The following is a 23012-nucleotide window of genomic DNA, read 5'->3' as shown; positions in this document are numbered from 1 at the left end:
GTAGGTGACGGTACGCGGCCAGAAGTACGAATACGGCGTCGATTTCGACCGCATCGCAGCGATCGACATCCACACCCACGTCGAGATCGACGGCCACGGCCACAAGGCCTACGTCGACGACCTCGTCGAAGCGACGGAGAAGTACTTCAAGATGCCGCCGGGCGCGATGGCCGGCGTCGATGCGATCGCCGACCTGTATCGCCGGCACAACACCGCCGCGGTGGTGTTCACCATCGACGCGCGAACCGCGATGCGCCATGCCCCGAACTCGATCGAGGACCTCGTCGCTGGTGCGGCGCGCAACAACGATGTGCTGATCCCGTTCGGCAGCGTCGACCCGTGGCACGAGCGCCGGGCGGTGCACCGCGTACACGAGCTGGTCCGCGACTACGGGGTGAAGGGCTTCAAGTTTCATCCGAGCATGCAGGCGTTCGAGCCAAACGACCGTCGCTTCTATCCGATCTACGAGGCGATCACCGAAGCCGGTGTGCCCGCGCTGTTCCACACCGGCCAGACCGGGATGGGCTCGGGGCTGCCCGGCGGGCACCGCATCAAGCTGCGCTACTCCGACCCGATGCTGCTCGACGACGTCGCCGCCGACTTCTCGGAGTTGACGATCGTGATGGCCCACCCCGCGGTGCCGTGGGTGGACTCGCAGATCGCGATCGCCACGCACAAGGCCAACGTGTACATCGATCTGTCCGGCTGGAGCCCGAAGTACTTCCCGCCGCAGCTGGTGCGGGCGATGAGCAGGCAACTGCGCACGAAGGTGTTGTTCGGCACCGACTTTCCGTACATCCGAATCGATCGGTGGCGCCGCGACTTCGACACCCTCGACATCGACTCGGCGGTGGTGCCGCTGGTCTACAAGGACAATGCGCTGCGGGTACTCGGGGTCACTTCTTGAGCGCGAGAAGACGTGAAGTGCTCAATTCTCGGCACTTTTTCGGGCACTTTGCGTCTGCTCGGGTCAGGCGATGAGTTTTGCAGCCGGCGGTGGTCTGCATCGGTGAACGACCCACCACCGACTGAAGGAGACCGTTGTGCCCGTCCGTAATTCCGCCCCTGTGGGCGCGCCGACCTGGATCGACCTGGCGTCCTCGGACGTCGAGCGTTCGCAGGCTTTCTACACCGCGGTGTTCGGCTGGACATTCGAGTCGGCGGGCCCCGAATACGGCGGCTACATCAACGCGTCCAAAGACGGCAGGCCGGTCGCCGGCATGATGGCCAACGACCCGCAATGGAACAGCCCGGACGGTTGGAGCACCTACTTCCACACCACCGACGTCAAGGCGACGCTCGACAAGGCGATGGCCGCCGGCGCCATCACGTGCGGGGCGCCCGCCGAGCCGATGGAGGTCAAGGACAAGGGCTGGATGGGCATGTTGTCCGACCCCAGCGGCGCGTTCTTCGGGCTGTGGCAGCCGACCGGGCACCTTGGCTTCGAGCTGGTCAACGAGCACGGCGCACCCGTCTACTTCCAGTGGACCGGCCGTGACTACGCCAAGTCGCAGCAGTTCTACCGCGACGTGTTCGGCTGGCAGATCGAGACGGTGTCCGACACCGACGAATTCCGCTACAGCACAGCCGTCTTCGGCGGTGAAGCGTTGCTCGGCCTGATGGACGGCACCGCCTTCCTGTGCGAGGGCGAGCCGTCGAACTGGAACTTCTTCCTGGGCACCGATGACGTCGACAAGACCGTGCAGTTGGTGCTCGACAACGGCGGCAGCGTGATCCGCGACGCCGAGGACACCCCCTACGGCCGGTTGGCCGCGGTCACGGATTCGACGGGCGCCGCGTTCAACCTGTCGTCGCTTCAGTGACCGTCAGGCGGTCATGAGATAGTCGGCCCTGCCCACGAACACGATGCTTGCGGGGTTCGGGGTGGTGGCCGCGTCGACGACGGCGTCGGCGAAGGTCATATGGCTCATGTCGCCCGACACCACGGTGAGCTGCACGCCGGCCCGGCGGAACTCTGAACGCCTTGTGAGCAAGGCGGTTTCGCCGGCCCGCATGCTCGCAGCGACGGCCGTATAACCCTTGGGAACCGCCTTGTCGGGGAAGAAGTGGGCCTGATGGCTGGTGACGAAGACAATCCGTCCGCCAACCGGCATCAGCGGCAGCGCCGCCAGGGCCAGTCGCCGTTGTGCATCACGGTTGAGGCGCATCGCGCAAGCGGGGTCGGCGCCCGTGTCCAGCGCATCCGACGAGTTGAGGATCAAGGTGTCCAACCGGCCGAAGCGTTCCGCGACCGCCTCGATCACCTCCGCGGACTCGAACTCATCGGAGATGTCGCGGGTCACGACGACGTGGGTGTCGGCGCTGCCGAGCTGCCGCGCGACCCGCGCGCCGAGGCCCCTCGAGCCGCCGGTGACCAGGACGATCCGTTCGGGTTCGTGATCCATGTCGGGCTCCTTCCGTCGCTGCCGCGCACGCGTGGACCCACCGTACACCCATTTCTAAGAAAAATAAGGCTTATATAAGGTCACAATAAGGTAGCGCTCGGCGTGCTCAGCCGCTGGGAGCGGCCAGGGCGAAGTCGGCGAAATCGAAGCCCGGCACCACTACGCAGCTGACCAGGCTCGGCTCGTCGTCGCGGGGGCGGGCGCGCTGCCAGTGCCCCGGCGGCACGACGAACTGCGGTTGCTCACCGGCCACGATGTCGGCGCCGAGCAGATGTGTTGCCGCACTCTGTTGCTCGACGCCGACCTCCAACAGCAACGGGCTTCCCGAGTGGTAGAGCCACAGTTCGGCGCTGCGCACCGTGTGCCAGGCCGATTGCTGGCCCGGCATGAGCAGGAACAGGATCGCGGTGCCCGCGTTGCGCGGACCGGTGTAGTCCGGCGGAAGCGCGGATTGCGGCACGGTCAGGTCGCTGCGCCAGGTCTCTTTGAACCAGCCGCCCTCCGGGTGGGGGGCCAGGTCGAGGCGGCGTGCCCAGTCCGGAAGATCGGTCATCCCCAGTACCTGCCTTTTCGCGGTCGGACACTCCACAGTAGAGATCGGATCGCCCCTGACACACCCGATAGGCTCGAGGGATGTCGCGCCTGCGTCCCGGATGGCTGGTCGCGCTGTGTGGGGCGATCGTATCGGTGAGCGCATGGCTACCGTGGTTGACCTCGAACGGCGCGCGCATCAGCGCGATCGGTGGGGTCGTCGGCGAGCTGCCCGGGCCGGCACCCGGTTTCGGCGTCGGACAGCTCATCGCGCTGCTGGCCTCGATGCTGATCGTCGCCGGCGCCATGTCGGCGCGTGGGTTCTCGGCTCGGCTGGCATCGACTGCAGCGCTGTCGATTTCGGTCCTGCTGGTGGTGCTGACGGTGTGGTATTACCGGCTCTACGTGTATCCGCCGGTCTCTGCGGGCTACGGCCTCTACCTCGGCGTGGCCGTCGCGGCTGTCGCGGCGTTCCTCTCGGTGTGGACGATGGTGAGCACGTGGTCGCCGGTCGCCCGAACCGCGTGACTGGGTTGGCGCCCGGCTGCAGGCATGCCGAAACTGCGGACAGATCGCGACCTGCCCGCAGTTTCGGTGAGGTGGCCTACCCGGCTTCGACGGTCGTGGTCTCGATCGACTTCTGCCCGCCGCCATGGGCGACGTCGATCTTGCGCGGCTTGGCGCGTTCGGCCATCGGGATGGTCACGCTCAGCACACCGTTCTCATAGGTCGCCGAGATGGCCGATGCGTCAATGCCTTCGCCGAGGGACAGTTGCCTGCGGTAGGTGCCGAAGAACCTCTCGTTGGCCAGCCACTGCACGCCCTCGTCGGACCGTGCCGTGCGATGCGCGGAGATGGTCAGCGTTCCGTTGTCGACGCTGACATCCACCGAGCCGGGGTCGATACCGGGCAGATCGGCGGTCAACAGGTAATGGTCGTCGATCTTGCAGAGATCCATCGGCATGAACCGGGGCGAACGATTTGATCCGGTCTGGTTGGTCAGCAGGCCCCGGGTCAGAGCATCTAGTTCACTGAACGGATCAAAGCGAAGCACAGCAATTCACCTCCTATGTCATCCAGAGCCCGCCACCCTGGCGGGCAGCCAAATCACTGTGCACCTGCGAGTTTAGCACTCGGCATCGGAGAGTGCCAGATTTTTTGCCCAAGTTTTTCGTCCCTCGGGGCTGCGCGCGCGCCGGAGCCGCAGTGCCGGTGTCACCCGAGGTTGCAGCTCACCCCCGACACGTCCACGGCAGATGCTCAGATCGAATCCGTTGTGACAGCGGAAGGTTCAGGTCGAATCGTCGGCGATCCTCGTGACGCCGAGAACCGGGCAGTGGGGCTGGCGCCGTAGGGCGGCCCCGCCGGCTCCTGTCTGAACCGACGAGACCTCAGCACGGGTAACGGTCGACCGTCACACATGCTTGGGTAGGACGTGCCCACTGCCCAAAACGGCAAACATTCGTGTAGGGCAGGACGGGGAAGGGAAGACTTCAACATATGGTGCAGCCCCGAACCCACGAACTGGCCGAGCGGATGGCCGAGTTGGCGCGGGCCTCTGCTCCGCCGCGCACCGTGGACCAGGTGCTGGAGGACGTCACCGCGACGGCGAAAGAACTGATCCCGGGTGCGGACACAGTCGGCGTGCTGCTCGTCGCCCGCGGAGGCAAGTTCGAATCGCTCGCGGGCACCTCGGATTTGCCTCACGAGCTCGACGAACTCCAGATGCAGTTCGGTGAGGGGCCGTGCGTGCAGGCGGCCCTCAACGAGTCGATCCTGCGCACCGACGACTTCCGATCCGAAGAGCGCTGGCCGCGATACGCCGCCGCCGCGGTCGAGCGCAACATATTCAGTGGTCTGTCGGTCAAGCTCTACACGGCCGAGCGCACCGCCGGGGCGCTCAACATGTTCAGCACCAAGCCACGCGCCTTCGACGCCGCCGACGAGACGATCGGCGCGATCCTCGCCGCGCATGCCGCCGCCGCGTTACTGGCCAGCCGGGAAGGGGAGCAGCTCAAGTCCGCGATGTCCACGCGGGATCGCATCGGTCAGGCCAAGGGCATCATCATGGAACGCTACGGCGTCGACGAGATGCGGGCGTTCGAGATGCTCAAGCAGCTCTCGCAGGACAGCAACGTCAAACTGGCCGACATCGCTCAGCGCGTCATCGATACCCGTCACGGCGCCGAGCAATAGGCCACCGCCGGTAGCGCTACGGCAGCGGGGGAGGCGGCGCCGGCGGTACCGCTTCATGCGGCACTGGTGGCCCCTGAGGCCCCGAAAGCGTAAGCCCCGGCGGAATATTGGTCCCGGGAGGTGGCGCCGTACCCGGCAGCGGCGCACCCAGCTGATCCTGTGGCATCTGGCCCAGCAGACTGCCCTTCAGATAGCCGCCCTGGTAGAGGTGCCAGAGCCGCCTCATGTAGTCGAAGTCGGAGATGTTCGCATTCTCGGCGCCCGGCGCCACGTCGAACATCGTCCCCTCTCCGGGCGCGGAGGGCTCCATGTACTGCGGCAGCAAGTAGGCGTTGTTGGGAAAGCGAAGGTTCGGCGGTGTGGCGGGCGGTCCTCCCGGCGCCGAGGGCAGCGGATTCTGGCCGAGCAGATATTGGCTCGGGTCGGCGGGTAACGCGGGCATGAGGGAGCCGTTCTGCGCCAACGGCATGCCAACCATGGGGGCCAGCGGGCCGGGAGGCGCGGGCGGCGGTGCGGGAACCGCCGGACCGACGGGTGGTGCGGGGGGAGGCTCCGCGCCGGCAGTCGCCGGGGAAGCGACCGCCGCCGCGGCGAGCGCGCCGGCTACCGCGATGCTCGCGACCACGTCTCTGGTCACGGTCATACGAGCGTGGATACTCACGGCTGACGTCTCCTTTTGTTCGAATGGCTGCATGCCACCCACGATCTCGACTGGATACTGATCTCAGACGGCCTTCGTGACCCCGTAGTAAGCGACGATGTCGTCGGTGTCCGTGGTCGAACTCGTCAATACCGCGAACGAGCGCAGGAACGACTGACCGACGCAGCCGTCGATCGTGACGTGGACGTCCTTGAGGGTGACGCGCGTAGTTGTGCCGCTGAATTCCTTTTCGACCACCTCAACGTCTTCCACCTCGCCGGGCAGGAGCACAACCTCTATCGAGCCGCCGATGTCGAGGCCGACCTCAGGTTCTTCCTGGAAAATATCCGGTGTGGGAAAGAAGTCGATCCCGCCTAGGCCGATGCCGCCACCCAACGTGACCTTGTCCAGGTTGATGCCGCAGCCGATCTGATACCCGACGACCATCTTTCCGCCGTCCAGCTCCGTGCCACCAGAACCGTCTATCTTCCCGGTGAACGTGCCGGCCGCTAGGTATTCGCGGGACGACGTCGCGGTCGTCAGTGGCGCCACCGGCAGCTGGGTCTCGTTCTGCGCGGTTACCGTCAAGGTCCAGCCGTCAGGGGTCGTCACGACGGCCGGGGGACTGGACGCGACGGCCCCGGTGTCCGGCGGCGGCTGCCCCGCCGGCCCGGGCGGCGGCGGCAGGGGTTGCGCCCCGGCAAGCGGCGCCGCCCCCATCGGGGACAGCATGCAAATGGCAGCCAGGATGGCAAAACGATGAAACATGGTGTGTTGTGGGCCTCTCGATTGAAGTATCACGGCAGCTTTCCTGTGGGATCTTGGGGCCTCGGTGGCCAATCGGTTCACTGGCAGAAGACAATTCGTGCGCTCACGCCTCGGCCGCTACTGGCGCGCGGCGCGCTCACCTTGACGCGTCGTCACCCATGACGAAGCGCTGTGAATCGCCGGCATCAAACGACCTTGGTGACACCGAGGTACGTGATGACATCCTCGGTGTCTTCGGTCGAGACAGACAGCGTCGCGAACGACCGTATGAACGACTGTCCAGCGCATCGGTCGAACTTGACGCGCAAACCGGTAATGGTGACTCGTGTTTCGGTGCCTTCGAACTCCTTCTCGGCGACGTCAACGACGGTCACTTCACCCGGGAGAAGGTCTATGGCTCCGCCGAGGCCGATCTCGGCGTCAATGGCTGGCACCGGTAGGGCGACGCCAATTGCGCCCTCGGGCTCGATTCCAATTTCATCCGCCAAGATCCCGCAGCCGATCTGATACCCGGCCACCAACGTCCCGCCCTTCAGTTCGGTCGCTCCAGAGCCTGTGACCTTCCCGACGAACGTGCCGCCGACCAGATACTCACGCGACGACACTGCGGTCGTCAGCGGCGCGACGGGGAGTTGGGTTTCGTCACGGGCAGATACCTCGACATGCCAGCCGTCGGGTGTATCCAAGGTTCCCGTGGGCCCGGACGGTACCGCGCCACCCGGCGGCGGGGGTGGTACGGGATTGGCGACCGGCTGTACCCGGGGATCCGGCGGCGGCGCCGGTTGCGCCGAAGCGTACGGCGTCGTGCCGACCGCGATCAGCGTGCAGGCGGCAGTCAGGACAGCAAAGCGATTCACCATGGTGGGTTGAGCCTCTCGTCATCGGCATCCGTGGAGATGTCGCGGGGAATCATTCAGGCGCCCGGTATCCAAGCGGTGAACGGACGGCCAACACTTCTTACCGGGTTCTCATCTAGCTGGCGGCTCGGCTCCCCACAACGCTGTGGTCGTCACCCGACAGGCTTCTGATGCACCAATTTAGTTACCGCTCAACATCTTCGGAATCCAATGGCCGCCTTGTAGGCATCCGGTGTTCGGCGTCCGTTCACGATCCCGTCATGCGTCGAGCCGACGATCACACGCGCCAAGGACTTTGCGAACCTGACCGTGAAAGCCCGATGTTGACGCGGCCTTCCGGACCTCAGGCCCTACCAGACTCGGAGGACTGCATGACGGCATCACATGTCGGTGGGCGAACGCTGGCTGGATCACTCATCGCGTTTGGCCTCACGCTGAGCGGCGCGACGATTGCATCCGCACAACCCGAACCGCCGGCTCCGGAGCCGGCGCCAAGGCCAGCACCTGTCGTTGCGCCTGGCGGAGAGGGCGCCGCGGTACCGGCGAACGCGGCCTGCCGGCAGTGGGCCGGGGCCCTGCAGTTCTCCTCCAAGTATTACAACGATTTCGCTTACTCGATCGCCGGTGACGGTGCACAGGTGGACTACCGGGATCCGGCAGTCCGCGGCGATAATGTGGACGGTCGAACTGCTCTGCGGAAAGCAGCCGGTGAGGCGTTGAGCGCGTCGTCGACGCCTGGTCTGCAGCCGGAGATCGCGGATCCGATGCGATCGTGGTCATTGCACGCCGCGAAGCTGGTGGTGATCATGGGAGTTCGCGGCAACGGCGACACCCTGAATAATGCGGCAACCGAGCTCAATAAGGAGGCCCAGAATACTCAGATGGCCTGCGCGAACGCCGGCGCCCTGCCGGTGATCCGCAACCACTCGTGATACCCGCCCCGCGACAGTATCGCCACGAAGTGGCGCCTGTACCGGCACGGTGGCGGATCGCCCAACTCCCTACAGCCGCAACCGAAATGACGCGAGGCGCTGCCGCACATCCCTTCGGTCAGCGTACTTGTTAGCGCGGGTGCCAGGCGCTGCTCTACGCGATGCAATTTGTGATATGTGCGAATCTCTCTGTCCGTCATAGGCTTTCCACTAAGATCATCAGCACAGAAAGGATGCGCGAAATGGCGATTGCCGATTTTCCGGTGCGTCGGTTGATTCTCGCGGGCGGCGTTGCCGCTGCGATTGCCATCACCCCGATGGTTGCCGCGTTTTCCGGTCCCGATCCCCTCACGACCGCGGCCTGCCCGTCCGGTGAACATGTGGACGCGTTCACCTCAGCCTGCGTTCCGTTCCTCACACCGTCGGTTGGCGGGCCCAATGGCGGGCAACAATTGCCCCAATGCACCGGTGTCAGCGGAAGCGCAGGCTGCGTTGAACAGGACATCCTCGACACGCCCGGATTCGAGTCCGGCGGAGCCACCGGCACGACGGTGCCCTGAGGGCCAGCAGCCCATCGAGGCCCTCGGCCTCATAACGGGCCAACCAGGAGTGCAGCGTCTGCCGCGACACCCCAACCTTCCGCGCCACGTGCGAGATCGACAAACCATCGCTGATCACGGCCAACACGGCCTGATACCGCTGCTCGGCCACGCTTAACTCCCTCATCTAGGGAGTGTCAAGGATCAGCCGAAGCAACTGTCAACCATCAGCCGAAACACTGTCAGCCATCACCCGAAGCCGAAATGTCAAGCCTCAACCGCACTAATACAGGAAATGAGTGCCCCCGGCAGTGTCTGGTTTCACGACATAGTTGGCAGGTGTCTCGGGACATAGTTGGCATCTCAGCTGTCGTGGGAGGCCGGCCATGTCAAAGGCGCAGCTCGTCATCACCGCCGTCGTAGTGCAGGGACGCAGCAAAAGCGAAGTCGCCCGCGACTACGACGTCTCGCGCACCTGGGTCCAGCAACTAGTCAAACGCTACGAGTCCGAAGGCGCCGCGGCGTTCGAACCGCACTCGCGCCGCCCACACCACAGTCCCCAGGCCATCGACGCCACCGTCGAAGACAAGATCATGCGGTTACGCAAAACCCTGGACAAACAGGGCTACGACGCCGGCGCGGCCACCATCGCCGAACACCTCACCCGCGACCCCGCCGTCACCAAAGCGCCTGCAGTATCGACGATCTGGCGCATCCTGACGCGCCGCGGGTTCGTCGCCCCGCAGCCCCAAAAACGGCCCCGCTCGTCGTGGAAACGCTTCTGCGCCGAACAGCCCAACCAGTTATGGCAAGCCGATGTCACCCATTGGCGCCTGGCCGATGACACCGCGGTGGAAATCCTCGACATGCTCGACGACCACTCCCGTGTGGTCCTGGCCAGCACCGCCCGCCCCGTCACCACCGGCGCCGACGTCGTCGACACCGTCACCGCGGCCATCACCCAATGGGGCACACCAGCGGGCGCGCTCACCGACAACGGCGCCATCTTCACCGCCAAACAACGCGGCGCCGGACGCACTGCCCTGGAAATCATGCTCGGTGAACTCGGCATCAAATACAGCCGCTCCCGCCCCTATCACCCCCAGACCTGCGGCAAGGTCGAACGCTTCCACCAAACCCTCAAAAAACACCTACGGGCCCTGCCCCCGGCAGCCACCATCGACGAACTGCAGTACCAGATCGACGATTTCCTCGACTACTACAACACCGTCCGATCCCACCGGGCGCTAGGACGCCGCACACCCCTCGAGGCATTCAACGACCGACCCAAGGCCTTCCCCAGCGGGTACCAGATCCCACCGCACTACCGGGTACGCCACGACAGGATCGACGCCGGCGGGGTCATCACCATCCGCTACAACAGCCGCCTACACCACATCGGTCTGTCCAAACACCTACGCGGCACCAAAGTCACCGTGCTCATCAACGACCGCGACATCCGCGTCCTGCACCGCGACACCGGCCAACTCATCCGCAAACTGACCCTCGACCCCACCCGCGACTACCAACCACGCGGCGTCAAATGCGGAAACTCACCCGAAAACAGGCTCCAGATGTAAATGATGTCTCGGGACATCTGTCAACGATGTCCCGAGACATCACATGAGTGCCCCCGGCAGGATTCGAACCTGACTGAGTATGTCGGGGTGGCTAGTTTGCTGACATGCGAAAATAGTCCTTGAGCTGTGGGTTTCGGTGTTGTCGTTACTCCGGCAGGATGCACCATAGGCGGACATATCCGGCAGGGATGTTGTGCAAGATTTGTGCAAGAATCGGGGGCAATGGCACGACGACGACGAGGATTCGGACGGATACGGCAGGAACGCTCCAAGCGGTGGAGTGCCGCCTACATCGGCCCGGATGGCAGGCTCCACCACGCTCCCCGCACCTACGCCAGCGAGTGTGAGGCCGAAGGCTGGCTAGCGATCGAGCGCCGGAAGATTGATCTTCAAACTTGGGGCGCTGTGGAACGCAGCGACGGCATCACACTGCGGACCTACGCGACACGATGGCTGGAGCAACGCCAGCTCCGCGATCGCACCCGCCTGCACTACGAGGCACTGCTGAACCGATTGATCCTGCCCGAGCTAGGCGACGGCAAAATCGTCACACTCACACCCGCCAAGATCCGCGAGTGGCATAGCGGTCTGGGCAGTGAGCACAAGACCCGCAATGCGCATGCCTACGCGCTGTTGCACGCCATCTGTGCCACGGCGGTGCTGGATGAGGTACTAGACGCGAACCCCTGCCGGATACGGGCAGCCATGCAGACCAAGCGCCGTCGCGAGATCGACATTCTGACACCCGCCGAGGTCGACAAGCTTGCCGCCAAAATGCCGCCTGAGTTGCACGCCAGCGTTTTGCTCGCGGCGTGGTGTGGTCTGCGGTGGGGAGAGACCTCGGAGCTTCGCAGGGGCGACGTGAGCGCCGATTGCGCGGTGCTGCATGTGCATCGGGCGGTCACCTATCGCGGGGGCAAGTTCTATGTCGGGGAGCCGAAAACCTCCGCCGGTATCCGCGATGTTGCGGCGCCCCCGCATATTCGTCCAATCCTCAAGGCGCACTTAAAGAATCACGTCGACAAGGGCAGTGACTCGCTGCTGTTCCCCGGTGAGGATGGCGGGCATATGCGAGACGATCAGTACCGGCTCAATTGGGTGAAGGCACGCGCAGCGATCGGCAAGCCACACCTACGGGTGCACGATTTGAGGCATACCGGCGCGGTACTCGCAGCCCAATCCGGTGCTACCGTAGCGGAACTCATGCACCGGCTAGGACACAGCACGGCGATCATGGCACTCAAGTATCAGCACACCGCCGAGGGCCGGGATGCCGTGATCGCGGAACGGTTGTCAAAGCTAGTGACCGAGGCCACTTTAGCTCATAGCTAACAAAATATGACGCGGCAACGCCTCTACCTGCGCAAAGGGATCATAGAAGCACGTATTTGAGAAGTGTTGCGGTGTGGCAGATTTCGTACTAGGCGACCCGCCCATCCGGCGATAGCTTGCAAGAGTGCGTAAGACGAAACAGAAGCCGCCAGACCCGGACAGCCTCCCGGCATGGCCGTCGCTGGAACAGGCCGCCACCTATCTGAACGTCAGCGAGCGATCGGTGCGCCGACGCATTCAAGACGGTTCGCTGATCGCGGTCCGCGTGGGACCGCGACTCATTCGGGTGGACCGTGCCTCGCTGTTGGCGCTGGCGCGGCCGGCGGGTTGCCGATGTATAACGGCTGCGGCGAGTGGTTCTGCGAGTTTGAACCGGGTCACCGTGCCTATGAGGTCTGCGAAATTGAGCGGTCGCCGCCGTTCCAGTGCCATTGCAACTGGTGTCTGACACGGGCATTGACGTGGCCCACCGGACGTTCGCGAGTGCAGTGCGGTGCTGAGGCTTGCGTGAAGCCTCACAACGCCGAGCGCAGCCGAAATCGAGAGCGTCACGAAAACGTCCTAAGGGTTGAGACGAAACCATTCTTTTATCACAAAAACCTATGCCTAAGGAGAACCATGCGGGCATGCCACAAGGGTCACTGTGATTGGTACGTCAACGGGGAATGCCGGGTGTGTACCCATGAGTGGCAGCGGACATACCGTGCCCGCCGTAAAGCCGCGATGGAATTCGCGAAGCAATTTGAACGCGCAGGCCCCGCCTGATACTGAGCCAAATCGAAAACGACGGAACGCTGCGCGAGGACAAACGTGGCGTGCCCGTTTTTCCGGTGGGCTGCTGACGCAGGCCCTTCCGGCAGGCACCGACCGCGCATGCGTTCGAGCCGAAGACGCTCTGAACTGCACGAATATCAGTGCCCTCAGTCGGACTCGAACCGACACTGGGCGGATTTTAGATCCGACGGTACGTCGGTCAGCAAACCATTCAGCGCATATTTCTCAAACGGTCTGGGTATTCATTCTGTCCCCTAGAGCCGTTGCTATCCAGGAACTTTCAACGATTCGGGCAAACCTGAGCGCGAGCGCTAGCGGCTATCCTCGCAGTTCAGCGGGTGGCCTTCGCAAACAGTTCGGGCGTGCTGGTGGCTGCTGTTGGCCTGCTGTTGGCGCGTGTTTGCTGGGTGTGCCGGCGAGTTGAATCGGCGCGCCATCAACCATGCCTTTGGATGGTCGGCTAGCGTTGACGCGTGTTACCGGCCGACACGTTCTGGCAGCAGCACATAAGCCCCTATGCAGTTATATTCTCCGTCACATTAGGTGTCATAGCACTTTGGCTATTGTGGCGACGGCGCGGAAAGATCAAAGATTGGTCACCTGTTCAGACAGCATTGGATTTTAGTCCCGCCACCCAAAAGTTCCTACTCATGCTCTTTGTTCTCGGCCTCCTTCTATTGGCTTCGTTATGGGCCATCGATCTGGGTGCGTTTGGTTTCAAACTGGGATCGCTTGACTTAGGTAGCGTGCGTTGGTTGCAAGCCGATTGGTTGAATAGCCACGCTTACATACCAAATATCCTTGCTGGTGTTACCGGATTCTGTATCGGCGCGCCATTTGCACTCGTCATACTTGCCAGCTTCACAGCCGAACGCGAACAGCAAGGGGCTCTTGATCGAGTCAATCGATTATCAGCGCTGGCTTGGGATTCATTTCGCTCTCTTGTCAACGAATTCGCTTCAAACGAAAGATACGAACTAATCGTCAACCAGGCGCGCGATATTAAGCAGTATTACGACGAAACTACAGCTGCCATAAATGAATACATGAGATCAGCGAATCAGGTACTTGGAACCTCCGACGATGTCAAGCTCAGCGACAACATGAAACAGGTAAGGGAAATCGAATCGAATTTCCGAATCGCAGTTAACGCGCTCCGACAAAACATCAACTTTTTCGAGACCCGCGACGAGTGGGCGCAGATAGTTGGCGCTTGGCGTGTGCTAGACCAATACGTTCGCTTGCAACGCCTAGAACAGGGTCTTGAATGGTTCGATAAAACACCCGACGCGGGATTTAGAAGATGGGCGAGCCGCGAGACCAACCCGCTGCAAGACCTCTTGGACGCAATAGAGATACGGCTCTACACGCCGAATATGACGCTTAACGTTGACACAATGGCAAATGCCCTCGATACGCTCGCGTGGTATACCCGGTTCGACAATGCTGCTCATCTCGGCGAGTACTTGCTAACCTATGGCAATATCTTTACCTCAGAGCAATCCAGCGTCTATCACACAAGACGTGATGCCGCGCAACTTTTCATTATCGATCTGAAACGCTACATCGGGCTTGTAGAGTTGGAGTATTGGCCGCGCGCTCAAAAGGTGCCAGAGCGCGAGAGTACCGTATACGAACAGACTGCGCATGAGTGGATTGGCTCACTCCAAACACCAGAGGGCAGAAAAAATTTCGAGCGTGTTTTCCTCCAGGTTGTTGCACAACAAAAACGCGAGCGCCGAAAGCGGCGCATTAAACGCGCGCTATGGGGTGTTTCAGGGATTGACGATTGAAATGCTTATCTTAGGTGCTTTCGTTGGCGAGTTGGTGGAACAAGCGCGGCAACCGGTTTGCGCGCTTGGGACGTATACGCAAATTGTGGCGCTCTAGGAGGACTCGAATGCAGGAGGTAGAAATACGGGTCTTCATGTATGAATTGGTAGCTCAATCGTGGGCAATGCATCATAGCGCTACCCAGCTTTATGAAGCACAGAGCGCGCCAGTTATAGACAGAGACGACCTAATGTTCCTGGCGGCTCAGTCAATGCTCACTACTGGCGCATTGATATCCAAGATACTGGTCCCTTCGCAAGGTATTCGTCGACCAGATGGTTGCAGGTGCCCAGTAAACGCTGAAGAACAGGAACAGCACGAGCGAATGGTAAAACGGTGCAAAGAACTTCGAAAAGCTCTTGGTTACGGAAAAGGCGGAATACCGGCGATTCTACAACAACGCAAGGTGCGCAATGGTTTTGAGCACTTCGACGCGCGCCTTGACGATTTTTTCGCCAGCAGCAACTTGCTCATTGTTGACAGATATGTTGGGCCAGTCGATAGATTGATTGAAAGGGATGGCAAAACAATCGCGGTGGCTATGCGGCGGCTTGACCCGGACGCAAGGACTGCCAACGTCTTAGACGACTCGATCTCGCTGGAAGAACTGTCCGACGCGGTTATAGACGTAGGCAAACGCGCTCAACAATGGCTAGACGGACGCGCTAAGCCACTTACCGATTTGCCTGCCGAATGATCGGCACGACGTTGTCAGCGGCAGTCTGTTTGCGTTCGACGGCAACCGGCCTAGCCAATGGCGCGGCTTTCCCACCCTCGACACTAGAGATGTAATCGCCATAGGTATTGAAAGTTAGCGTGAACTTCGTATGGCCCTAACCACTTTGATACCTGCATGAAGTGAACGCCCGCCGAAAGTTGTAGCACCCGTGAAGGAATGTCGGAGATCGTGCAACCGTTCGCCTCGGGTAGCTGGCGCAGTCGCCGTCGCGGGGCGGCTCGCGGGTAAGCTCACCCAATCGGTGCGGAGCATCCTCCCGGTGGTCGCGGTGGTCGCGTGATCTGCCAGGTCCGAGCGGCCATCGGGACTTCCGTACTTCCCCTCAACAGTGCACTTCCGGGGGGCTGTGCTTCATCGGTGCGGAACTGAAGGGCGCAGGCCGTACGTTCCCCGTCAGCCTGCGTCCACTTCCGAAAAGTGTTGTGGCACAAGGGGATAGGGGGCGAGCCGCCAAAGTTCCCAGCGGAAAAAGTCCGACACGTCTGTAGCTTCTCTTCCCGCTCCGTTTACGTAAACCCGTCAAAAACGCAGGTCAAGGGGTTTAAATCTTAAAAGAACCGTCAATTGCAAATACTGTCACAGCAGATTCACCACAAGCCGACTGGACGCCCTTTACTGCTCCAATTCGTGCAAACAGCGGGCTTACGTCAGACGGCTGTACTACCCGAATGACGATTTGTCGAGCCCGCCGAGGATGAACATGCCGCGTGGTTGGCGATCATTGAACGCATCCGCAAGAGACGGGCGCGGCAGTGCTGGGCGATGCTCGACTCGCAGAAACGCAAGGAATTGTTCGGTGCGGGGTTCACGGCAGCCGAGGTTGCCCCCATTCTGGCGTCGGCGGAGGTCTCGCCACCCCCAGGCGGTACAAAAAACGGGCCGCAGTAGGTCACAGAGCCACGAAACGGGCGGGGTGGTGTAGATCATCCTATGGGCGGCAGAAAAACGCCACGGATTCCAGGTACGGTCACGTAAACGCTTGAAGCGATGAGCCGCCCGGTCGATCCGCGCAACTGGATCGCGGCTGATAATTATCGGGCCGGTTCGATCGCTGACGGCGCTTGGCTCGGCATTGTGGGCGTCTCGCCTCCCCAACCAATCGCACGGTAAACGGCAAGTGGAACCACGGAGAAGCCAAGGCCCGACGGTAGGTCGATTAGGCCGCTGTTGCCAGCTTGTTGGAGTAGGGCGGCGACAAGTTGAACAATGCTTGACCGATTGAAATCGCTAAGAAAACCAAAATCCGGTTTATCGGTGTCGAGCTCACCCAAATGGCCGACCGTCCCCACAACTGTCCATTCCTGCGGTCGAAATCCATACCGTGAAAACAATATCTCCGGCGTCGAATCCAAGAACCGTCTCCCGGTTTCAAGCCGCGTCGTGATCACCGGCCCGCTGTCGCCCAACGGGTGAAAGTGAACGTGCACACCATCACTGAAAATTCCCCGAACAAACCTGATCATTCCGACTAGGAAATCTCTAGGCCCAACCATCGGGATATCATCTGGCAGACCGAACAAAATGTCTTCCGGTGCACCGGTTTCCGGGAGCGGTTTAGCCCGTGATTTACGGGGTCCCTTTCCTGATTGTTGACGATTCTTGCCCGGCGTCGGCAGGGTCGGCTCTGGTGTAGTAAAACTATTTTGCAGATCGTACATGCCGGTCGCCGCCGTTCCGATTCCGACCATCGCGTGCGACAACTGCCCGGGGTGAAATAACCTCGCCGGCGCCGTTACTCGGACGACGGCACCCGGAGTCAATTGGCTGCGAACAGCCTCAAAGCCTTCATTTGTCTGCAATTCCTGCGAAATATCGGATAATACTTGCAGAGAGTCCAGTGCATCTTCTAGGAGCTTGAACAGAGAGTCACCGAGGCTTTTCTCTATGGATTCCTCAGCCACAGACTTACGGCCCACGCCGCCGAACATCCTGTTTCTCGCTTCCGCGTCTTTTTCCATGCGTTCTACTTGCTGAGCCGTCTCGGGAACGCCCTCTTCAATCTGAGACAAGATGCCTCTGACTTTGTCCAGATCCACATACAGATACTCGCGAAGAAACACAGCACCCCCTGTAGCCGTCCAGCCGGGAAACCCTAGCGATTGGCATGACCCCGCCCGCCAGCCTAGATGCGCGACTTGCCAGCTAGGCCCACGCGAGCGCTTTTCGCGGTAGGGGATGATGACTGAATCGAACCCGCGTATCAGCTTCGGAAGCTATTTCGGGATTCGCCGTCGGTGACGCATCGACCCGCCAGTGCTTCAGTCACGATCTAGTAGCGCAAATCTTGTGCAGCCGTGTATCTGTACTGGTCAGACAGTGCCCCCGGCAGGATTCGAACCTGCGACACCGGCTTTAGGAGAGCCGTGCTCTATCCCCTGAGCTACGAGGGCGGGACCGCTGGAAGCTTACCGGCTCCAACCGAGCAACGCGGACCACGCAAATGTCCGCACGACGCGGCTCCGTCCATTACGCTACTTTAAGTTCCGTAATTAGAGCGCGGACCTTCGCGGTCAGGGAGGACACGTCGTGCGCAGTCGCTACGCGGGCACGCCATTCAGCACGCCGACCGCCGAGATCCGACAGGCGCTTGAAGACGTCAGCGTGCCGACCCTGTTGCTCAGCCTCGTGCACATCACCGGCGATCTGCGCTTCATCCGCGACTACGCCCAGGCCGGGCTTTTCCTCAACGAGGTGCAGGGCTTCATGTCCGAGGAGGACAAGGCCCGCGCGAGGGTCGAGGCGCTGGAGGTCATCACCGCCTACCGCGACCGCGGATGCCCCGAACCCGCGCCGCTGAGCGCGTCCGTCGTCAAGCAGATGATGGACTGGGCCGCATGCGAACCGGTCGGCGAGGAGTATCTGCCGCTGCTCACCGAGGAACTCGACCTCGACGGCGTCGATCCGCGCAGGCCTGAACCCGTCGACCCGGATGCCGCAGCCGGGCTTCCCGTGCTCGTCATCGGTTGCGGCGAGTCGGGCTTGCTCGCCGCCGTTCGGCTCAAACAGGCCGGGCTTCCGTTCACGGTCGTCGAAAAGAACGCCGGCCCAGGCGGAACCTGGTGGGAGAACACCTATCCGGGCGCACGGGTCGACGTGGCCAACCACTTCTACTGCTACAGCTTCGAACCCAGCAACAAGTGGAGCCACTACTTCGCCGAACAACCGGAACTGCGCGACTACTTCGTCGACGTGATGGACAAGCACGGCATCGGCGCACACGTCCGCTGGCAGACCGAAGTGATCTCCGCCGATTGGGACGACGCCGCCGGGATCTGGACCGTCGCTCTGCGTTCCAAGGACGGTCGGGTATCGAGGGTCACCGCCCGCGCGATCATCAGCGCTGTCGGCCAACTCAATCGGCCGCAGGTGCCCGACATCGAGGGCGCCGACACCTTCGACGGCCCGTCGTTTCACTCCGCGGCGTGGGATCGCCGCGTAGATGTCACCGGGCGGCGGGTCGCGCTGATCGGCGCCGGCGCCAGCGGGTTTCAGATCGCACCCGCGATCGCCGAGCGGGTCGCGCATCTCGACGTCTTCCAGCGCACCGCGCAATGGATGTTCCCGAACCCGATGTACCACAAGGAAGTTGACGACGGCACCCGCTGGGCAATGGAGCACCTGCCGTTCTACAGCCGCTGGTACCGCTTCCTGCTGCTGTGGCCCGGCGCCGACAAGGGCCTCGACGCCGCCCGCGTCGACCCCGGCTACGAGCAGGGCGACTACGCGGTCAGCGACATCAATGCCGCCGCGCGGATGATGTTCACCGACTGGATTCAAAGCCAGGTCGACTGCGACGACCAACTGCTCGCCAAGGTGCTGCCCGACTATCCCGCGACCGGTAAACGGACGTTGCAGGATGACGGGACGTGGCTGCGAACCCTGCGCAGAGACAACGTGGAACTGGTCCGCACGCCGATCGAGCGGATCACGCCGACGGGCGTGGTGACCGCCGACGGGCGGGAGCGGCCCGCCGATATCATTGTGTACGCCACCGGCTTTCGCGCGACCGAGGTGCTGTGGCCACTACGGATCACCGGCCGCGACGGTGTCGAGCTTCGCGACGTCTGGGGCGACCGGCCGTATGCGTACCGCGGAATCATGGTGCCGGGGTTCCCGAACTTCTTCCTCACCTACGGCCCCGGCACCCATCTGGCGCACGGCGGCAGCCTGATCTTCAACTCGGAGTTGCAGATGCGCTACATCGGCCAGTGCCTGCACGCACTCGCCGACGGGCTGCACTCGATCGAGCCAAGGCCCGAGGCCACCGAGGAGTGGCGTCGGCGATCGCAGGAGGCGATCAAGATGACCGTCTGGTCGCACCCGTCGATCAAGCATTCGTACTTCAAGAATGCCCGCGGCGAGATCCACACCGTCAGCCCGTGGAAGCTCTACGAGTACCACGACGCGGTGCGCGAACCCGAGTGGTCGGACTTCGTGCTGCGGTCCGCCGACACCGCGGCGGAGCGAGCAGGACAACGATCCTAAAGCTCGGCGATCACCTTGGCGAACGCCTCGGCGTGCAACTGCTGGACGGTGATGTAGCTGATGCCGTAGGTCTCGCGGTAGCCGCGAAGGGTGTCGGCGATCTCCGTGGCCGACCCGGACAACACCGCCGGGGTGCTCAGTAATTCGTCCTCGGACAGCTCGGGCAGGAACCGGCGGGTGATCGACAGGTCGGGCCGGCCGGAGTCGTCGGTCGGCATCGCCGTGACGGCGAGGTTGAGCTCGAGGTCGTCGAACCGGTCGCCGGCGGCCGCTCGGACGAACGCGATGCGATCGGCGAGCGGATCCGACGTCGACGTGATCGGCGCGCCGCCGGTCAGCCCGATGATGTCGGCGCGCTGGGCGGCCAGGGTCAAGAGCTTGTCGCCGTTGCCCGCGATGAGGATCGGCACATCGGGGGCGTGCTCGCGGATGTGCTCGGTGACGTGGCGCAGCCAGTTCACCCGCTGGCCGGCCGACGGGAACGGCAGCTCGGCCTGTTCGAACTCCTCTTTGACGTAGCCGGCGCCGAGGCCGAGGTCCAGGCGGCCGCCGCTCAGGTCGCGCAGCGAGGTCACTTCTCGCGCGAGCAGCGCGGGCCGGTAGAAGCCGGCATTGAGGACGAAGGTGCCGACGCGCAGTCGCTCGGTCGCCATCGCCATCGCCGTCATCATCGGAAACGGTGCGGTCGTATAGAGATGGTCGGCGACGTGCACGATGTCGTAGCCCATGTCTTCGGCGCGGCGGGCCCAGTCCTGCACTGACTTCTGACGGCGCGCGGCCTGCAGGCCGACACCGAAACGAAACGGTTTGGTCACGGATCGATCGTATGGGGGTCGCGGGTCAGCAAAGAATGTTTGGCTCGCACACGACCGGGGCAATACATCTGCCGCCGACTTCGAATCACCGAAGTCCACTAGCCGAAGGACTTGTTGCCCCGATCCGGCCCGTCGTGAACCATTCCGACGGGCCGGATCAATGTTCCGACTCCCATATCTATGGCCACGCACCCCACAATTGGCGTCGAAGAGGAGTTCCTGCTCGCCGACCCGGCGACCGGCGAACCGGTCGCTCTCAACGAAGCCGTCGCCCACGAGGCCGCCAAGCACGGCGTGAAGCTGCAACTCGAACTGACCACCTGCCAGGTCGAGACCACCAGCGAGGTGGTCGGCTCCACCCGCGAACTGCGTGACCAACTGCTGCGACTCCGGCGCGTGGCGGCCGACGCCGCGCAGGCTGCCGGGGCGCAACTGCTCGCGGTCGGATTGCCGCCGACCATCGCACGGGACTTCCCGGTCACCGACACGCCGCGATACCGCGAGATCGGCGACAAGTTCGGCATGGTCGCTCACGAGCAGGGAATCTGCGGGTGCCACGTGCACGTGGCGGTGCCCAGCCGGGAAGCCGCCATCCGGGTCAGCAACCGGCTGCGGCCATGGCTGCCCAGTCTGCTTGCCCTGAGCGCGAACTCCGCGATCTACCGCAACAGCGACACCGGTTACGCCAGTTGGCGCAGCGTGTTGTGGGCGCGATGGCCCAGCGCCGGCCCACCGCCGCACTTCGACTCCGTCGACGAGTACGACGCCGTCGTACGCATGCTGCAACAGGCGGGCGCGATGCTCGACGACGGCATGGTCTATTGGGACGTGCGCCCGTCGGCGAACTTCCCGACGATCGAGGTGCGCGTCGCCGACGTGCCCGCGACGGCGGCCGAAACCGTGCTGTTGGCCGCGCTCACCCGGGCCGCCGTGATGACCGCGCTGGAGGACGAACGGCGCGGCGAGCCGAGTCCGCCGCTCGCGCCGCATGCGCTGAAGGCCGCCTACTGGAAATCCGCACGCGACGGTCTGGACGGCGATGCCGTCGACCTGTTGGAAACCCACGAGCGGGTGCCCGCGCGAGCGCTGCTGGACCGGCTGATCGAGCATGTGCGCCCGGCACTCGAAGCGGTCGGCGACTACGACCTCGTGTTCGACGAGTTGCACCGCGTCACCGAGCAGGGCAACGGTGCGATCCGGCAGCGACGGGCGTGGCAGCGTCGCCGCGACGTCGGCGATGTCGTCGCCGAAGCGGCCGATGCCACGCTGGCGGGCACCTGAGCCACCAGCTAAGCCAACGGCAGCTCGGCGAACGGGGCGCTGGTCGGCTGCGCTGAGCCGCCGGGTGGTTCGACGGTGAACGCCAGCGCGCGCGAGTCGCCGAGATCGGGCAGCACGGCGGTCGTGGAGGGTGCGACGGCCTGCGGGTCCATGGTGCCCGCCGGGTGCGGCCCCTCAGCGTCGATCAGCCACATCTGATAGACGGTGCCCGGTTGCGGCGGTGCGACGTTGTTCATCACCAGCACCCCGGCGTCCTTCTCGCGCGAGAACACCACCGTCGCCGTGCCGCCGCCGGGGATGTCACCCGACACGGTCCGCACGTCGGGTGCGGCGAAGACCTGTTCGGCGGTCGACGGGCTGGGCGCCGGCCGCAGCGCCAGCCCGACACCGAGTGCGCCGAGGCCGACGACGAGTACCGCCGCGGCGGCCAGCGCGATCCGCTGCCAGCGACGCGGCCGGAGCTGTTGTACGGGTGCGCGTGCGGCGTCACCGACCTCGGCCAGCAGGCGCGCGCGCAACTCCGCCGGTGGTTCGGCCGCGGTGGCGGCCGACACCACCGCCATGGCCTCGCGGACCTCGCGCACTTCGTCGGCGAAGGCCCGTGCGACCGCAGGTGGCGCGGTCGCGACCCGGCGGTCGACGTCGGCCCGTTCGGAGTCGGACATCGCGTCGAGTGCGTACGGCGCCGCGAGCGCGCCGAGGTCGGAATCGACGGGCTCGGTCATGCCATCCCCAGGCACTTGCGTAGGCCGCGGAGGCCGTCGCGCATCCGCGACTTGATCGTGGCAAGGTTCGCCGACAACCGCTCCGACACCTGGGCGTAGGTCAACCCGTCGTAGTACGCGAGTTGGATGCACTCACGTTGCACATCGGTCAGCGATCGCAGGCAGTCGGCCACGCGGCGACGTTCGTCGCGCAGGATCACCGAGTCTGCGACGTGATCGGCGGGCGGGTCGACGGTGGCCGCGCCGTAACGGTCCTCGCGTCGGCTCGCCGCCTGTTCGGCACGCACCCGGTCGACGGCGCGGCGGTGCGCGAGCGTCATCAGCCACGCGAGCGGTGATCCCGCGGCGGGGTCGTAGCTGTCAGCGGTGCGCCACACCTGCAGATAGATGTCCTGCGTTGTTTCCTCGCTGTAGCCGGGGTCGCGCAGCACCCTGGTGACGAGTCCGAACACTCGCGCACGGGTGCGGTCGTAGAAGGTGGCGAACGCCTCGACATTCTTCTGGGCCACCTGGCGAAGCAGTTCGTCGAGGTCCGTGGTCACCAGCGGTAGCCTAGCCACCGGCGTCAGCAACGTCATCG

Annotated in this window: 23 protein-coding genes, 1 tRNA gene and 1 pseudogene; 13 read left to right on the top strand and 12 right to left on the bottom strand. The window is 63.4% G+C overall.

Annotated elements, in window-relative coordinates:
* The first annotated feature begins 4 nt into the window (after positions 1 to 4).
* Both AU185_RS12815 and AU185_RS12810 read left to right on the top strand, forming a co-directional pair.
* Entirely contained in the window at positions 5 to 907 is a 903-nt protein-coding gene (locus tag AU185_RS12815; RefSeq protein WP_059098168.1) for an amidohydrolase family protein, read from the top strand.
* Between the two features lie 136 nt (positions 908 to 1043).
* On the top strand, positions 1044 to 1823 hold the full coding sequence (locus AU185_RS12810) for a VOC family protein (protein WP_059098167.1): 780 nt from the start codon (positions 1044 to 1046) through the stop codon (positions 1821 to 1823).
* A 3-nt stretch (positions 1824 to 1826) separates the two neighbouring features.
* On the opposite strand, the gene AU185_RS12805 is transcribed toward AU185_RS12810, so the two are convergent.
* Positions 1827 to 2405: an SDR family oxidoreductase gene (locus tag AU185_RS12805; RefSeq protein ID WP_059098166.1), complete on the bottom strand. Its 579-nt coding sequence runs from the start codon at positions 2403 to 2405 to the stop codon at positions 1827 to 1829.
* Positions 2406 to 2511: 106 nt separating this feature from the next.
* Positions 2512 to 2958: a cupin domain-containing protein gene (locus AU185_RS12800; RefSeq protein WP_059098165.1), complete on the bottom strand. Its 447-nt coding sequence runs from the start codon at positions 2956 to 2958 to the stop codon at positions 2512 to 2514.
* An 80-nt stretch (positions 2959 to 3038) separates the two neighbouring features.
* Here AU185_RS12800 and AU185_RS12795 point away from each other — a divergent pair, with 80 nt between their 5' ends.
* Complete coding sequence (locus AU185_RS12795; RefSeq protein ID WP_059098164.1) at positions 3039 to 3464, top strand: hypothetical protein; 426 nt, start codon at positions 3039 to 3041, stop codon at positions 3462 to 3464.
* Between the two features lie 76 nt (positions 3465 to 3540).
* Here the strand turns inward: AU185_RS12795 and AU185_RS12790 are convergent, their stop codons facing one another.
* Positions 3541 to 3990: an Hsp20/alpha crystallin family protein gene (locus AU185_RS12790; RefSeq protein ID WP_059098163.1), complete on the bottom strand. Its 450-nt coding sequence runs from the start codon at positions 3988 to 3990 to the stop codon at positions 3541 to 3543.
* Between the two features lie 446 nt (positions 3991 to 4436).
* On the opposite strand from AU185_RS12790, the gene AU185_RS12785 reads away from it, so the two are divergent.
* Positions 4437 to 5132 carry a GAF and ANTAR domain-containing protein gene (locus tag AU185_RS12785; RefSeq protein WP_059098162.1) on the top strand — a complete coding sequence of 232 codons (696 nt, stop codon included), beginning with the start codon at positions 4437 to 4439 and terminating at the stop codon, positions 5130 to 5132.
* Positions 5133 to 5148: 16 nt separating this feature from the next.
* Here the strand turns inward: AU185_RS12785 and AU185_RS12780 are convergent, their stop codons facing one another.
* From AU185_RS12780 to AU185_RS12770, 3 genes are all read right to left on the bottom strand, one after another.
* A complete protein-coding gene (locus tag AU185_RS12780) occupies positions 5149 to 5775 on the bottom strand; it encodes a hypothetical protein (protein WP_059098161.1) in 627 nt (208 codons plus the stop codon).
* Positions 5776 to 5856: 81 nt separating this feature from the next.
* Positions 5857 to 6540, bottom strand: coding sequence for an MspA family porin (locus AU185_RS12775; RefSeq protein ID WP_059098160.1), 684 nt, complete (start codon positions 6538 to 6540; stop codon positions 5857 to 5859).
* A gap of 185 nt (positions 6541 to 6725) precedes the next feature.
* Positions 6726 to 7400: an MspA family porin gene (locus tag AU185_RS12770; RefSeq protein WP_059098159.1), complete on the bottom strand. Its 675-nt coding sequence runs from the start codon at positions 7398 to 7400 to the stop codon at positions 6726 to 6728.
* Positions 7401 to 7567: 167 nt separating this feature from the next.
* Between AU185_RS12770 and AU185_RS25890 the strand changes: the two genes are divergently transcribed.
* Positions 7568 to 8329, top strand: coding sequence for an Rv2240c family protein (locus AU185_RS25890; protein WP_502687986.1), 762 nt, complete (start codon positions 7568 to 7570; stop codon positions 8327 to 8329).
* A 242-nt stretch (positions 8330 to 8571) separates the two neighbouring features.
* On the top strand, positions 8572 to 8889 hold the full coding sequence (locus tag AU185_RS25350; RefSeq protein ID WP_172800255.1) for a hypothetical protein: 318 nt from the start codon (positions 8572 to 8574) through the stop codon (positions 8887 to 8889).
* Between the two features lie 4 nt (positions 8890 to 8893).
* On the opposite strand, the pseudogene AU185_RS24710 reads toward AU185_RS25350, so the two are convergent.
* Positions 8894 to 9055 (bottom strand): annotated as a pseudogene (locus tag AU185_RS24710) (helix-turn-helix domain-containing protein); the annotation flags it as partial.
* 199 nt (positions 9056 to 9254) lie between these two features.
* Between AU185_RS24710 and AU185_RS12755 the strand changes: the two are divergent.
* From AU185_RS12755 to AU185_RS25145, 5 genes are all read left to right on the top strand, one after another.
* Positions 9255 to 10448: an IS481 family transposase gene (locus AU185_RS12755; protein ID WP_059098157.1), complete on the top strand. Its 1194-nt coding sequence runs from the start codon at positions 9255 to 9257 to the stop codon at positions 10446 to 10448.
* A 222-nt stretch (positions 10449 to 10670) separates the two neighbouring features.
* The gene (locus AU185_RS12750) at positions 10671 to 11780 is read left to right on the top strand and encodes a tyrosine-type recombinase/integrase (protein ID WP_059098156.1); all 1110 of its coding nucleotides are present in this window, start codon (positions 10671 to 10673) and stop codon (positions 11778 to 11780) included.
* A 124-nt stretch (positions 11781 to 11904) separates the two neighbouring features.
* The gene (locus AU185_RS24705) at positions 11905 to 12228 is read left to right on the top strand and encodes a helix-turn-helix domain-containing protein (protein WP_082683856.1); all 324 of its coding nucleotides are present in this window, start codon (positions 11905 to 11907) and stop codon (positions 12226 to 12228) included.
* A 799-nt stretch (positions 12229 to 13027) separates the two neighbouring features.
* Positions 13028 to 14347 carry a hypothetical protein gene (locus AU185_RS25150; protein ID WP_156425495.1) on the top strand — a complete coding sequence of 440 codons (1320 nt, stop codon included), beginning with the start codon at positions 13028 to 13030 and terminating at the stop codon, positions 14345 to 14347.
* 107 nt (positions 14348 to 14454) lie between these two features.
* Positions 14455 to 15084, top strand: coding sequence for a hypothetical protein (locus AU185_RS25145; RefSeq protein ID WP_156425494.1), 630 nt, complete (start codon positions 14455 to 14457; stop codon positions 15082 to 15084).
* 1073 nt (positions 15085 to 16157) lie between these two features.
* Here AU185_RS25145 and AU185_RS25140 read toward each other — a convergent pair.
* Positions 16158 to 17186: a DUF6414 family protein gene (locus AU185_RS25140; protein ID WP_502687760.1), complete on the bottom strand. Its 1029-nt coding sequence runs from the start codon at positions 17184 to 17186 to the stop codon at positions 16158 to 16160.
* A gap of 257 nt (positions 17187 to 17443) precedes the next feature.
* A tRNA-Arg gene (locus tag AU185_RS12740) sits at positions 17444 to 17516 on the bottom strand.
* A gap of 136 nt (positions 17517 to 17652) precedes the next feature.
* On the opposite strand from AU185_RS12740, the gene AU185_RS12735 reads away from it, so the two are divergent.
* Positions 17653 to 19611: a flavin-containing monooxygenase gene (locus tag AU185_RS12735; protein ID WP_059098154.1), complete on the top strand. Its 1959-nt coding sequence runs from the start codon at positions 17653 to 17655 to the stop codon at positions 19609 to 19611.
* On the opposite strand, the gene AU185_RS12730 is transcribed toward AU185_RS12735, so the two are convergent.
* On the bottom strand, positions 19608 to 20426 hold the full coding sequence (locus AU185_RS12730; protein ID WP_059098153.1) for an LLM class F420-dependent oxidoreductase: 819 nt from the start codon (positions 20424 to 20426) through the stop codon (positions 19608 to 19610). The two genes, AU185_RS12735 and AU185_RS12730, sit on opposite strands and share 4 nt — an antisense overlap.
* Positions 20427 to 20606: 180 nt before the next feature.
* Between AU185_RS12730 and AU185_RS12725 the strand changes: the two genes are divergently transcribed.
* On the top strand, positions 20607 to 21707 hold the full coding sequence (locus AU185_RS12725; protein ID WP_059098152.1) for a glutamate--cysteine ligase 2: 1101 nt from the start codon (positions 20607 to 20609) through the stop codon (positions 21705 to 21707).
* An 8-nt stretch (positions 21708 to 21715) separates the two neighbouring features.
* On the opposite strand, the gene AU185_RS12720 is transcribed toward AU185_RS12725, so the two are convergent.
* Both AU185_RS12720 and AU185_RS12715 read right to left on the bottom strand, forming a co-directional pair.
* Positions 21716 to 22432, bottom strand: coding sequence for an anti-sigma factor (locus tag AU185_RS12720; RefSeq protein WP_059098151.1), 717 nt, complete (start codon positions 22430 to 22432; stop codon positions 21716 to 21718).
* Positions 22429 to 23010: a sigma-70 family RNA polymerase sigma factor gene (locus AU185_RS12715; RefSeq protein WP_059098150.1), complete on the bottom strand. Its 582-nt coding sequence runs from the start codon at positions 23008 to 23010 to the stop codon at positions 22429 to 22431. The genes AU185_RS12720 and AU185_RS12715 overlap by 4 nt, the downstream gene beginning before the upstream one ends.
* Between the last annotated feature and the right edge of the window lie 2 nt (positions 23011 to 23012).

It is taken from the genome of Mycobacterium sp. GA-0227b (assembly GCF_001499855.1).
Taxonomy (GTDB): Bacteria; Actinomycetota; Actinomycetes; order Mycobacteriales; family Mycobacteriaceae; genus Mycobacterium.
Note: the sequence above shows the minus strand (reverse complement) of the source record. Positions and strands in the feature narration are given on the sequence as shown.

Bases quoted from the DNA above. Each gene is read 5' to 3' on its own strand.
- AU185_RS12805 (WP_059098166.1), bottom strand. From the start codon at position 2,405: ATGGATCACGAACCCGAACGGATCGTCCTGGTCACCGGCGGCTCGAGG.
- AU185_RS12800 (WP_059098165.1), bottom strand. From the start codon at position 2,958: ATGACCGATCTTCCGGACTGGGCACGCCGCCTCGACCTGGCCCCCCAC.
- AU185_RS12795 (WP_059098164.1), top strand. From the start codon at position 3,039: ATGTCGCGCCTGCGTCCCGGATGGCTGGTCGCGCTGTGTGGGGCGATC.
- AU185_RS12785 (WP_059098162.1), top strand. From the start codon at position 4,437: ATGGTGCAGCCCCGAACCCACGAACTGGCCGAGCGGATGGCCGAGTTG.
- AU185_RS12780 (WP_059098161.1), bottom strand. From the start codon at position 5,775: ATGACCGTGACCAGAGACGTGGTCGCGAGCATCGCGGTAGCCGGCGCG.
- AU185_RS12775 (WP_059098160.1), bottom strand. From the start codon at position 6,540: ATGTTTCATCGTTTTGCCATCCTGGCTGCCATTTGCATGCTGTCCCCG.
- AU185_RS12770 (WP_059098159.1), bottom strand. From the start codon at position 7,400: ATGGTGAATCGCTTTGCTGTCCTGACTGCCGCCTGCACGCTGATCGCG.
- AU185_RS25890 (WP_502687986.1), top strand. From the start codon at position 7,568: ATGCACCAATTTAGTTACCGCTCAACATCTTCGGAATCCAATGGCCGC.
- AU185_RS25350 (WP_172800255.1), top strand. From the start codon at position 8,572: ATGGCGATTGCCGATTTTCCGGTGCGTCGGTTGATTCTCGCGGGCGGC.
- AU185_RS12755 (WP_059098157.1), top strand. From the start codon at position 9,255: ATGTCAAAGGCGCAGCTCGTCATCACCGCCGTCGTAGTGCAGGGACGC.
- AU185_RS12750 (WP_059098156.1), top strand. From the start codon at position 10,671: ATGGCACGACGACGACGAGGATTCGGACGGATACGGCAGGAACGCTCC.
- AU185_RS25145 (WP_156425494.1), top strand. From the start codon at position 14,455: ATGCAGGAGGTAGAAATACGGGTCTTCATGTATGAATTGGTAGCTCAA.
- AU185_RS12725 (WP_059098152.1), top strand. From the start codon at position 20,607: ATGGCCACGCACCCCACAATTGGCGTCGAAGAGGAGTTCCTGCTCGCC.
- AU185_RS12720 (WP_059098151.1), bottom strand. From the start codon at position 22,432: ATGACCGAGCCCGTCGATTCCGACCTCGGCGCGCTCGCGGCGCCGTAC.
- AU185_RS12715 (WP_059098150.1), bottom strand. From the start codon at position 23,010: ATGACGTTGCTGACGCCGGTGGCTAGGCTACCGCTGGTGACCACGGAC.